General features: G+C 70.2%; 10 protein-coding genes. 7 read left to right on the top strand and 3 right to left on the bottom strand.

Annotation, left to right across the window (positions count from 1 at the left end; genetic code table 11):
- Window position 1: 1 nt before the first annotated feature.
- Window positions 2–1,333, bottom strand: a complete 1,332-nt coding sequence (locus ABTW65_RS05145; RefSeq protein ID WP_350658873.1) for a type III PLP-dependent enzyme domain-containing protein — start codon at window positions 1,331–1,333, stop codon at window positions 2–4.
- A 126-nt stretch (window positions 1,334–1,459) separates the two neighbouring features.
- On the opposite strand from ABTW65_RS05145, the gene ABTW65_RS05140 reads away from it, so the two are divergent.
- From ABTW65_RS05140 to ABTW65_RS05130, 3 genes are read left to right on the top strand one after another with little or no spacing between them, the layout of a single operon-like run.
- Window positions 1,460–2,479, top strand: a complete 1,020-nt coding sequence (locus tag ABTW65_RS05140; protein WP_350658872.1) for a sugar kinase — start codon at window positions 1,460–1,462, stop codon at window positions 2,477–2,479.
- Window positions 2,476–3,225, top strand: coding sequence for an IclR family transcriptional regulator (locus ABTW65_RS05135; protein WP_350658871.1), 750 nt, complete (start codon window positions 2,476–2,478; stop codon window positions 3,223–3,225). Before ABTW65_RS05140 ends, ABTW65_RS05135 begins: the two co-directional genes overlap by 4 nt.
- Window positions 3,226–3,251: 26 nt before the next feature.
- The gene (locus ABTW65_RS05130) at window positions 3,252–3,656 is read left to right on the top strand and encodes a RidA family protein (protein ID WP_350658870.1); all 405 of its coding nucleotides are present in this window, start codon (window positions 3,252–3,254) and stop codon (window positions 3,654–3,656) included.
- A gap of 1 nt (window position 3,657) precedes the next feature.
- On the opposite strand, the gene ABTW65_RS05125 is transcribed toward ABTW65_RS05130, so the two are convergent.
- Window positions 3,658–5,847, bottom strand: a complete 2,190-nt coding sequence (locus tag ABTW65_RS05125; protein WP_350658869.1) for an acyltransferase family protein — start codon at window positions 5,845–5,847, stop codon at window positions 3,658–3,660.
- A 191-nt stretch (window positions 5,848–6,038) separates the two neighbouring features.
- Here ABTW65_RS05125 and ABTW65_RS05120 point away from each other — a divergent pair, with 191 nt between their 5' ends.
- From ABTW65_RS05120 to ABTW65_RS05110, 3 genes are read left to right on the top strand one after another with little or no spacing between them, the layout of a single operon-like run.
- The gene (locus ABTW65_RS05120; protein ID WP_350658868.1) at window positions 6,039–7,157 is read left to right on the top strand and encodes a sugar ABC transporter substrate-binding protein; all 1,119 of its coding nucleotides are present in this window, start codon (window positions 6,039–6,041) and stop codon (window positions 7,155–7,157) included.
- Entirely contained in the window at window positions 7,154–7,903 is a 750-nt protein-coding gene (locus ABTW65_RS05115) for an ATP-binding cassette domain-containing protein (RefSeq protein WP_350658866.1), read from the top strand. The genes ABTW65_RS05120 and ABTW65_RS05115 overlap by 4 nt, the downstream gene beginning before the upstream one ends.
- Window positions 7,900–9,168, top strand: a complete 1,269-nt coding sequence (locus tag ABTW65_RS05110) for a sugar ABC transporter permease (protein WP_350658865.1) — start codon at window positions 7,900–7,902, stop codon at window positions 9,166–9,168. The genes ABTW65_RS05115 and ABTW65_RS05110 overlap by 4 nt, the downstream gene beginning before the upstream one ends.
- A gap of 123 nt (window positions 9,169–9,291) precedes the next feature.
- Here the strand turns inward: ABTW65_RS05110 and ABTW65_RS05105 are convergent, their stop codons facing one another.
- Window positions 9,292–10,320, bottom strand: a complete 1,029-nt coding sequence (locus tag ABTW65_RS05105; RefSeq protein ID WP_350658864.1) for a LacI family DNA-binding transcriptional regulator — start codon at window positions 10,318–10,320, stop codon at window positions 9,292–9,294.
- A gap of 160 nt (window positions 10,321–10,480) precedes the next feature.
- On the opposite strand from ABTW65_RS05105, the gene ABTW65_RS05100 reads away from it, so the two are divergent.
- Window positions 10,481–11,773: an ABC transporter substrate-binding protein gene (locus ABTW65_RS05100; RefSeq protein ID WP_350658863.1), complete on the top strand. Its 1,293-nt coding sequence runs from the start codon at window positions 10,481–10,483 to the stop codon at window positions 11,771–11,773.
- Window positions 11,774–11,778 lie beyond the last annotated feature (5 nt).

Below are 11,778 nucleotides of genomic sequence, written 5' to 3'. Positions count from 1 at the left end.
CTCAGAACCAGGTGCGCACGAGGTCGACGACGACCGGGTCGTCGGCGTCGGCGTCGTCGAGGACCGGGATGAGGCCCCACTTGTCGAAGGCGGTGCACGGATGCGAGAGCCCGAGACGGAGCTCGTCGCCGATCACGACGGGCGCCTCGGTGGCGGGGTCCCAGCGGAGGAAGCCGTGCTGGTCGTTGAGCGCGGTCACGGCGACGCCGGTGATCGGGGTCGCCGGGGAGCCGGTCGTCCGTGCCCGCAGCAGCTGAGCCTCGGGCAGGCCCTCGTCGAAGGGCAGGTCGCGCTTGCCCGCGTCGAAGAGCGCAAGCCCCGGCTCCGGCTGGGAGGAGACCCGCACCCAGCCGTGGAGGGCGCTGCGAAGGCCGGGGCCGGTCGTGCGCGGAGCGCTGCCGAGAGGCGAGATGCCGCGGTAGAAGCCGTCGTCATGGGTGATGTAGGCGCCGCTGCGCAGCACCACGCGGGCCTCGTCGGCGGCCACGAGCGGTGCGAGCGCATCGGCCACCTGCTCGAAGTAGGCGCTGCCCCCGGCACTCACCACGGGCGTCCCTCCGGCGGGCAGCAGGTCGGAGACGCGCCGGTGCAGGGAGACCAGGCTGTCGACGTACGCATGGACGACGCCGAGCGCGGTCTCATCGGTGGTGTGGGCCAGGGCGCCCTCGTAGCCGGTGACCCCGGCGAGCTCCAGGTGGGGTGAGGCCGCAACGGCTTCGGCGACGGCGACCGCGGTCGCCTCGTCCCGGGCGCCGGTGCGACCGCCCGTGGCACCGCGCTCGACGAGGACGCCGAGCGGGCGTCGTGGTCCGGCCTCGGCGGCGTGGGCCGCGAGCGCGTCGTGCATCAGGGCCACCGTCCGTGGCGAGTCGGCCCACACCAGCACCTCCAGCTCCGGGTCCTCGGTGATCTGGTCGGAGATCCAGCGCAGGGCGAGCGGGGAGACGATCGCGTTGGCCACGATCACCCGGGAGACGCCGAAGGCCCGGGCGACCGCGAGCTGGGGGAGGTTCGCCACCGTGATCGCCCAGGCGCCGGCGGTGAGCTGCTCGGCCCACAGCTGCGGAGCCATCGTGGTCTTGCCGTGCGGAGCCAGCGCGATGCCGCGCTCCGCGCACCAGGCGGCCAGCACGTCGCGGTTGTGGGTCATCGCGACGCGGGAGAGGGAGAGCACGGGCGTGGGCAGCTGCGAGAGTCGGGGCGCCGCGTCGAGCACCTCGGCGACCGTACGTCCCCACAGCGCCGGCGGGATCGCCTTGTGGCGCCAGTCGACGCGCTCCTCGCGCAGCGCGGCGACGGCCGCTGTGTCGATGTGGGCTGCCGGGTGATCCATGGCCCGTCCTTCCTTGCGTTGCACAATATGCAACGGTGATTGCGTAATTCGATTCGTTAGTTGTAACATCGGCCACGCCGGGCGTCAACGGCCCGGCGGAGAACCAACAGGGGAGGAGCTCCATTCGTGGGCAGTAGCGGAGACGTGCGAGCGGTCTGTCTCGGGGAGGCGATGGTCGTCCTGCGTCCGGAGGGCGACCAGTCGCTCGCCGGGGCGACGACCCTGCGGCGTTCGGTCGGCGGCGCGGAGGCGAACGTCGCCGGAGCTCTGGCCGCCCTCGGGGTGCGGACCGCCTGGGTGTCCCGGCTCGGCCAGGACCCGTTCGGTGACGTCGTGACCGAGGACCTGGTCGCCCGCGGCGCGCACGTCGAGGCCGAGCGCGATCCCGAGCGGCCGACGGGGCTCTACCTGAAGGAGCCCGCCCCCGACGGCAGCCGCATGCACTACTACCGCGCCGGCTCCGCGGCCGCCGCGATGGACGCCGGCCTGCTGGACCTGCCCGGGGTCGCGCAGGCGCTGGCCTCGGCCGAGGTCGTGCACACCTCCGGCATCACCGCCGGCATCCTCGAGGAGGGATCGACGCTGGTCACCCGCCTGCTGGCGCTGCGCGACGAGCTCGGCTTCCGGCTCAGCGTCGACCTCAACTGGCGACCTGCCCTGTGGGCCGGGCGCAGCATCGCGCCGCTGCTCGACCTGCTTCGTGCGGCCGACATCGTTCTGCTCGGCGCCGACGAGGCACGCGCGGCGCTCGGCGCCAACACTCCGCAGGAGCTCCGCGAGCTCCTGGGCGAGCGCCCGCGACTGGTGATCAAGGCCGACTCCCACGCGGCCGGTGAGTACGACGCGGACGGAAACGCCACGCAGGTCCCGGCGCTCCGGGTCGACGTCGTGGAACCGGTGGGCGCGGGCGACGGCTTCGCGGCGGGCTACCTCGCCGCGCTCGTCGACGGGATCGGCCCGGTCGGCCGGCTGCGCCAGGGCCATCTGGTCGCGGCGGGCGTGCTGGCCGCGACCGGCGACCACGCGCGACCGCCGGCCGCAGACGTACGCACCCGGCTGCTCGAGTGCTCCGAGGACGACTGGGCCGCGACCCGGGTGAGCGCCTCCGGCATCGACTCCCCGGCGATCCGTGAGGCGGCCCGATGAGCCAGAGTCTTTCCCGCGCACTGCAGATCCTCATCGAGCTCGGTGAGGGTGAGCGATCGCTCGACCAGGTGGCGGCCAGCCTCGAGGTCCACAAGACCACCGCGATGCGGCTGCTGCACACCTTGGAGGCGGACCGCTTCGTACGCCGCGACGACCGCCAGCGCTACCACCTCGGCTCGCGGCTCTTCGCCCTCGGAACGGCAGCCCTCGCCCAGCATGCGATCCGTGACGTGGCCCAACCCCACCTGACCCGCCTCGCGGCCGAGACGGGCGGCCAGGCCGTCCACCTCGCTGCCTACGAGAACGGCACGGCCGTCTACCTCGCCAAGGTGGAGAGCACCCACTCGGTGCGGATGTACTCCCGGGTGGGTCTGCCCGCCGCGCTGCACGCGACCGCCGTCGGCAAGGTGCTGGTCGCGGGCCTGCCCCCGGGCGAGCAGCGGGCCGTGGTCGCGGGCATCGACTTCCGCCCGTTCACCAGCCGCACCATCCCCGACGCGGCCAGCTACCACGAGGTGCTCGCCCGGACGCGCGAGCAGGGCTGGGCCGAGGACGCCGCCGAGCACGAGGACTTCATCAACTGCGTCGGGGCGCCCGTACGCGACGAGGCCGGGCGCGTCGTCGCCGCGGTCTCCGTCTCCGTGCCCGACGTCATCCTGCCCCGCGAGGGGGTGCGTGCCCTGGTGCCGCAGCTCCTCGCGGCCACCGAAGCGATCTCCGCCGACTGGGCCGGCCGGAGCTCATGAGAACACCCCGAGAGGAAACCCATCCCATGTCCGACATCCGCATCTCCACCGACCAGGCCCCGGCCCCCGCGCACACCTTCTCCCAGGGCGTGGTCCGCGGCGGCCTGATCCAGGTCTCCGGCCAGGGTCCGGTCGATCCCGCCACGAACGAATACCTGTTCCCCGGCGACGTGAAGGCCCAGACCGTACGCACCCTGCAGAACGTGGAGGCGATCCTCGCCGCCGCAGGTGCGGGCTTCGAGGACGTGCTGATGCTCCGGGTCTACCTGACCACCCGGGACGACTTCGCCGCGATGAACGAGGCCTACGGCGAGTTCATCGGCTCGCGGGTCGCCGACGGCGGCATCCTCCCGTGCCGCACCACCGTGATGACCGGCCTGCCGCGCGAGGAGATGCTTGTCGAGATCGACGCGCTCGCGGTCGCCCGCTGAGCTAGTCGACGACCCGGGCGAGCTCCCGGCTGAGGTACGGCGCCAGGGTGCGCGCGTAGCGCGAGGTGATGTGGTTGCCGTCGCGGTAGACGATGACGTTGCCGATCACCGCCGGGCAGACCTCGTCCCCGCAGAACAGGTGGGTCAGGTCGACCAGGTGCGCGTTGGGGTCGCGGGCGACCGCGTCGCGGTGCGGGTCCTTGACGAGTACGTCGGTGCGCGGACGTGCGCACGCCTGACCGGCGGTCTCGGGGGAGTGCCGCTGGATGCAGCCCAGCGTGGTGCGGAGATAGTCGGCGTTGTCGGGCTCGAACATCGGGTTGTCGACGAGTGCGATCACCGGGACCTCCTTCGAGGGCCGGTGGCTCCAGGCCTCGACCAGACCGTTGACCGTGGACTCGTACGGCGTCTCGCCGCCCAGCGGCTGGGTCGTCTTGCGGGCCGAGTGGGTGACGATGATCGCGTCGAGATCCTGCTGCTCGGGAGCGCGCAGGTGGGCCTCGAGCTGCCGGTTCCACTCCGCGCAGGCGGGGCGGTTGTCGGCGATGTTCTGGCCGAGCGGCCGGGTGTTCCAGTGGCAGGCGGCGCGGGCGGCGACGTCGATGCGCCAGTTGCGCTGGTCGCCGATCAGGTCGAGGGCGCCGACCGGGGCGACGGCATGGGAGTCGCCGACCATCAGCAGCCGCTTCTGGTAGCCCTCGACCGTTCCGTTGGGGCATGCGTTGAAGCGCACCGGACGCTCCTCGAAGGACCAGCACTCTCCCCGGTTGTCGTCGTCCGCGCCGATCGCGGCCACCGCCGGGATCAGCTCGTCCCGCAGGTCGGGGTTGCGGCACGATCCTCCCGTGGCGCGCACCGCCATCGCGGAGGCGCCGAGGCACTCGGTCGTGAAGGGGTCGGCGGTGGCGAGCCGGGCCGCCGCCGCGATCGCCCTGTCCGCGGAGTAGTCGATCGCGGCCAGGCCGCTCCAGCCGGCGCCGACCGCGACCACGAGAGCAGCCAGGGTGGCGACCAGGGCTCGTGGGCCGCCGGGCCTGATGACGTACGTCTGGACCTGGCGGGTCACCAGCCGGTTGGTCGCCCAGGCGAGCAGCGTCGAGACGACCAGCACGCCCGCGGCCGAGGCGACGGTGAGTCGCTCATCGCCGGTGTAGTAGAGCCACGCGATCAGCAGCGGCCAGTGCCACAGGTAGAGCTCGTAGGAGATGTCGGCGACGAACCGCAGCGGACGGGTCTCCAGGAGGCGGCGCGGCCCGCGTGGCGACGGGGTTGAGCCGACCATCACCAGCAGCGCCCCGGAGACCGGCCACAGGGCCAGCGGGCCGGGGAAGTGGTCCGCGCCGTCCATCACGAAACCGCAGGTCACGACCAGGGCGAGGCCGGTCCACGCGGCGTACGGCTTGATCTTCTCGGGCAGGCTCAGGCGGCGCAGCGCGAGCGCGGCGAGGGCGCCGGCGGCGATCTCCCAGAAGCGGGTGATGGAGTTGAAGTACGCAGCCGCCTGGTCGGACCCGGAGACATTGATCGCATAGACGAAGGAGACCGCGAACGCGGCCGCGGTCAGCACGAACAGCACCCGCGCGAGGCCGAGCCGCCCCCGCAGCCGGCCGCGGGCCACCACCCGGAGAACCAGGGCGAGCCCGACGACCACCAGCGGCCACAGTAGGAAGAACTGCCCCTGCACCGCGAGCGACCAGAAGTGCTGCACCGGCGTCGAGGACGGCCCTGCGGCGCCGTAGGAGAGCTGGCTGGCGATGAGCTCCCAGTTGAGCGTGTAGGTCGCGGCCGCGATGAGCTCGCGGGTCGTCTGCGTCCACAGCGTCTGCGGGATGAAGACCACCATCAGCGCGGCCGTCGCGGCCAGCACGATCAGGGCCGGCGCGGCGAGCCGCGCGAACGTACGTCCGTAGTGCTCGCCCAGCTTCACCCGGCCGCGCTCGGCCCTGCCCACCAGTGACCGGGTGGCGAGGAAGCCGGAGATCACCAGGAAGACGTCGATCCCGCCCGAGACCCGGCCGTTGCCGAAGAGATGGAAGGCGACCACGAGCGCCAGGGCGATGCCGCGCAGGCCGTGGATCTCGCTGATGTGTCCTGAATTCGGTCGGGCGGGGCTTTGCCCAGATTTGGGGCTGTTGGGATCGCTGTCGGCCCGGCTGGTCGTGGGCGTGCGGAAATCCGAGATGGCGGTCACGTGATCGCTGTTCTAGTGGACGTGGACGGGTGGAAGCCGTCGCACCGTAACGAGCAGTGGTGACCTGAAGGCATACGGCCGTTATCAATCCGCTGTCGAGATCTCCTCAGAACCGCTTCATATCGCCGCTGAAGGAGATAGGTTGCACCCCGACGTGACTTAGATCACACCCAGGACTGAGGAGTTCGACGATGAACACGCACAAGATCGGCCGCCTGATGGCGGTCGCAGCGGTGGCGACCCTGTCGACCGCATCGCTCGTGGCATGTGGAGGCTCGGATGACGGTGGCGACTCGGGAGACTCGGGCGGCACGGACGTCGGAGTGATCCTCCCCGACGCGACCACGTCTCCCCGATGGGAGTCCCAGGACCGGCCCAACCTCGAGAAGGCGTTCGCCGACGCCGGCCTCGAGGCCACGATCCAGAACGCGCAGGGCGACACCGCCAAGTTCGGTCAGCTGTGCGACAGCATGATCAACGAGAACGTCAAGGTCATCATCATCACCAACCTCGACTCCGAGTCGGGCGCGTCCTGCCTGAAGAAGGCCGCCGACGCGGGCGTGACGAGCATCGACTACGACCGGCTGACGCTCAACGGCGGCGCCTCCTACTACGTCTCCTTCGACAACGTGAAGGTGGGCGAGCTGATGGGCGCCGGCCTCGACGAGTGCATCACCGCCGCGGGCAAGAAGGGCGGCAACATCGTCTACGTCAACGGCGCGGCCACCGACAACAACGCGGCCCTGTTCAAGTCGGGCTACGAGAAGGCGCTCGAGGCGAAGATCGCCGACGGCACCTACAAGCTCGTCGGTGACCAGTCGGGGGAGTGGGACGCCACCAAGGCCGGAAAGGTCTTCGACCAGATGTACACCGCCAACAACGGAAAGATCGACGGCGTGGTCTCGGCCAACGACACTATGGCCGGCGGCATCATCGCCCGGCTGAAGGCCAACAACGCGCAGGGCAAGATCCCGGTGACCGGCCAGGACGCCTCGGTCGAGGGTCTGCAGAACATCCTGCAGGGCTTCCAGTGCGGCACCGTCTACAAGAACACCGCGCTCGAGGCCAAGGCCGCCGCGGACCTGGCGATCGCTCTGATCGAGGGTGACGAGGACGCTGCCGAGGCGCTGGCCACCGGAAGCGTCGAGGACACCGAGGCGGGCAAGGACGTGCCGTCGGTGCTCGCCGAGCCCGTCTGGGTCACCAAGGAGACCGTCGGGACAGTCATCGAGGACGGTCAGGCCGACGCCGCCGACGTGTGCGCCGGGGCGATCGCCGACCTGTGCACCGAGAACGGCGTGCCTCAGTGAGTCCGCTGCTGGAGCTGCACGGCGTCGAGAAGTCCTTCGGCGCCGTGCAGGTCCTGCGCGGAGTGGACCTCTCGGTTCAGGCGGGCCGGGTCACCGCGCTCGTCGGCGACAACGGTGCCGGCAAGAGCACCCTGGTCAAGGGGATGGCCGGGATCCATCTCTTCGACGCCGGTGACTACCTCTTCGAGGGTGAGCCGGTGAAGGTGACCAATCCCAAGGACGCCGCCGCGCTCGGCATCGAGGTCGTCTACCAGGACCTCGCGCTGTGCGACAACCTCGACGTCGTCCACAACATGTTCCTCGGCCGGGAGATGAAGCGGCTGCGGCTGGTCGACGAGGACACCATGGAGCAGCGCGCTCGCGAGACGCTCGACGGACTCTCGGTGCGTACGCTGAAATCGGTGCGTACGCCGGTGGCCTCCCTCTCCGGTGGCCAGCGCCAGACCGTGGCGATCGCCCGCGCCGTGCTGTGGAACTCCAAGCTGGTCATCCTCGACGAGCCGACCGCCGCTCTCGGCGTGGCGCAGACCGAGCAGGTGCTCCGGCTGGTGCGTCGCCTGGCCGACCGGGGGCTCGGCGTCCTGCTGATCAGCCACAACCTCAACGACGTCTTCGAGGTCGCCGACGACATCGCGGTCCTGTATCTGGGCGGCATGGTCGGTCAGATCGAGGCTGCCTCCACGACGCGTGAGCGGGTCGTGCAGGCGATCACCACCGGCGTCGTTCCTGAGGGAGGTGCGGCATGAGTATCGACACCGATGACCCGACGGTCGCTGCGGCACCGGATCCGGAGCCCGACAATTCGCTGGGCGGAATCTTCCGGGCCTACCTGGCCAAGCTCAGGGGCGGTGAGGTCGGCTCGCTGCCGGCGGTGCTGGGTCTGATCGCGCTGGTCGTGGTCTTCTCGGCGCTGCGTCCGGAGCAGTTCACCAACTCGTTCAACTTCGCCAACCTGATCGGCCAGTCGGCGGGGGTGACCGTGCTCGCGATGGGCCTGGTCTTCGTGCTGTTGCTGGGCGAGATCGACCTGTCGGCGGGGTTCGCGGGCGGCACGTGTGCCGGGGTGCTCGGCGTGTTCCTGACCCGGCAGGAGTGGCCGCTGATCCCGGCTCTGCTGGCGGCACTGCTCACCGGAGCGCTGATCGGTCTGACCATCGGTCTGCTGGTGGCCAGGCTCGGGATCCCGTCGTTCGTGGTCACGCTGGCCGCGTTCCTCGGGCTGCAGGGCGTACTCCTGACGATGATCGGTGAGGGTGGGACGATTCCCATCCGCAACGACTTCATCAACGGCCTCAACAACGCCAACCTGCCGGTCTGGCTCGGCTGGGTGCTCGGCATCGTCTGCATCGTGGGCTATGCGGCCTTGACGTACATCACCGATGCGCGCCGCCGCGCCAAGAACCTCACCGTGCAGCCCATCCTGCTGTGGGCGCTGAAGACCGGGCTGTTGACGGTCGTGGTGCTCGCCGTGGTCGGCTACCTCTCGGTCGAGCGCAGCCGCAACCCGGCGCTGACCTCGCTCAAGGGGGTGCCGGTCTCGCTGGTGGTGATCGTCGGCCTGCTGATCCTGCTCACCTTCACGCTGACCCGCACCGCCTGGGGCCGGCACGTCTACGCGGTCGGCGGCAACGCCGAGGCGGCACGCAGGGCCGGGATCAACGTGTTCCGGGTGCGCCTGTCGTGCTTCGTCCTCTGCTCCACCATGGCGGCGGTGGCCGGCATCATGATCGCCAGCCGGACCAACTCGGTGAACCCGAACACCGGCGGCGAGACGACCCTGCTGTACGCCGTGGGCGCCGCCGTCATCGGCGGCACCTCGCTCTTCGGCGGCAAGGGCCGGGTCATCGACGCCGTCATCGGTGGCACCGTCGTGGCCGTCATCGACAACGGGATGGGCCTGCTCGACCAGCCCCAGGGCACCGTGTGGATGGTCACCGGCCTGGTCCTCCTGGTCGCGGCCAGCGTCGACGCGCTCTCCCGGCGAAGAGCATCGGCGACAGGGCACGTGTAGCGGGCTCGTTCCTCCGTCAAGGCGATGTCCTGAGCTTGTCGAAGGGTATGCAGACGAAGGCGCACATCCCCAGCGGAACTCCGCACGGGATGTGCGCCTTTCGCTGCATACCGTGATGAAGGCTCAGGCAGGCGGAGCGGTGCTGCTGCGTTCGACCAGCTCGGCGGGCAGCCGCAGGTGACGCTCGGTCTGCTTGCCCTCGAGCAGCTCGAGCAGGAGCTCGAGGGCGGCCCGGCCCATCTCGTGGAGCGGCTGGGCGACGGTGGTGAGCGGGGGAGTGGCGTCGCGGGCCTCGGGTACGTTGTCGAAGCCGATCACCGAGAGGTCCTCGGGCACGCGCAGGCCGAGTGAGCCGGCGACCTCGATGACCTTGATCGCGGAGATGTCGTTGGCGGCGAAGATGGCGGTGGGCCGCGCGCCGGCCGGGAGCGAGAGCAGCTCGCGGGCCGGTGCTTCGGCGAGCTCGGGGTGGTAGCCGCCCACCCGGATCAGGTCGGGGGAGACGCTCAGGCCGGCGTCGTAGAGGGCCTCGCGGTAGCCCTGCTCGCGCAGGCCGGCGGAGCGGAGGTCAGGGCGCCCACCGAGGAACCCGATGCGCCGGTGGCCGAGCCCGACCAGGTGGTCGACGGCGAGCCGCGCGCCGGTGATGTTGTCGGCGTCGACGGTCATCGGGCCGTCCGGCCCGGTGTGGGGGTCGATCGCGACGACGGGGATGGTGGTCTCGTCGGTGATGATCATCGACGGCGTCACCACGATCGCGCCGTCGATCAGGGTGTGGCCGAGCCGGGAGAGCGAGCGGCGCTCCCAGCCGGTGTGGTTGTGGGCGCCGGTGCGTCCGGCGTGGGCCAACAGCTCGTAGCCGGTGCCGTCCAGGGCCGCCGAGATGCCCTTGAGGAGCTCGGCGGAGTAGGGCTCGAACTCGGCCACGAGCACACCGATCACGCCGGTGGACTTGCGGCGCAGGCTCGAGGCGATCAGCGAGGACTGGTAGCCGAGCTCGTCGATGACCGCGAGCACCTTCTCGGCGGTCGCCTCGCTGACGCCGTAGCGCTCGTTGATCACCTTGGAGACGGTGGCCACGGAGACGCCGGCCTCGCGGGCCACGTCGGTGATGGTCACCCGGCGGGGGCGTGGCTGATCGAGCGTGCTCATGGCCTGACAGTAGCCCACTTCGGGGATTGTCGATAACAGGCTACGAAAACGTTATCGACAACGATTGACATGCTCGCCTTCACGCGCCATGCTCGACCACACGATGTGGCGGCAGTCACATGATCACCCATACCCCGAGCAGTGACGAAGAGGTCCCAAGATGTCGAGGAAGACACAAGCGCTCGCCGCGTTGTGCGCCGGATTGATGATTGCCGCCACCGGTTGTGGTGGCTCGGGCGACTCCGGTGGCGGCGACGACAACACCATCATCTGGTGGCACAACTCCAACAACGATCCCGGGAAGGGCTACTACGAGCAGGTCGCCAAGGACTTCGAGAAGGCGAACCCCGGCGTCGACGTCAAGGTGCAGGCGTTCGCCCACGAGGACATGCTCACCAAGCTGGACGCTGCGTTCCAGAGCGGTGACCCCGAGCAGATCCCCGACGTCTACATGGAGCGTGGCGGCGGCGAGCTCGCCGACCACGTCGAGGCGGGGCTGACCAAGGACCTGAGCGAGGACGCGGCCGACGAGATCGAGATGATCGGCGGCTCGGTCGCAGGCTGGCAGGTCGAGGACCAGACGTACGCCCTGCCGTTCTCCATCGGAGTCGTCGGTTTCTGGTACAACAAGGACCTCTTCGCCAAGGCCGGCATCAGCGCCGCGCCGAAGACGATGGATGAGTTCTACGCTGCCGTCGACAAGCTCAAGGCCGCGAACATCCAGCCGGTCTCGGTCGGTGGCAAGGACGCCTGGCCGGCCGCGCACTACTACTACTGGACCGCGGTCCGGGAGTGCTCGCAGGACGTGCTGACCTCGGCGGTCAAGAGTCTCGACTTCTCCGACCCCTGCTTCGAGAAGGCCGGTGAGGACGTCGTCGACATCGTCGCGAAGGAGCCGTTCAACAAGGGCTTCCTCTCCACCGGCGCCCAGGAGGGCCCGACCTCGGCCTCCGGCCTCCTCGCGACCGAGAAGGTCGCCATGGAGCTCGCCGGCCACTGGGAGCCCGGCGTGATGCAGGGCATCACCGAGGACAAGAAGGGTCTGGGCGAGAAGACCGGCTGGTTCTCCTTCCCGACCATCGACGGTGGCCAGGGCGACCCGGCCGCGCAGATGGGCGGCGGAGACGCCTGGGCTGTCTCCGAGGGCGCTCCCGAGGCATCGGTCGACTTCGCCAAGTACCTGCTCTCCACCGATGTGCAGAAGGGCTTCGCCGAGAACGGGATGGGTCTGCCGACCAACCCCGACGCGGTCGGCTCGCTGACGGACCCCGCTCTGGCCGACCTGATCAAGGTCCGTGACAGCGCTCCGTACGTCCAGCTCTACTTCGACACCGCTTTCGGCCAGTCCATCGGCGGCGCGATGAACGACGCCATCATCAACGTCTTCGCGGGGAAGGGCTCGGCAGCCGACATCGTCGAGGCCACCCAGGCCGCCGCGGACAAGGAAAAGTGAGTCGA

It is taken from the genome of Nocardioides sp. NPDC127503, assembly GCF_040302165.1.
GTDB lineage: Bacteria > Actinomycetota > Actinomycetes > Propionibacteriales > Nocardioidaceae > Nocardioides.
The sequence above is the reverse complement of the archived record's forward strand: the minus strand, read 5'-3'. Positions and strand labels throughout refer to the sequence as shown.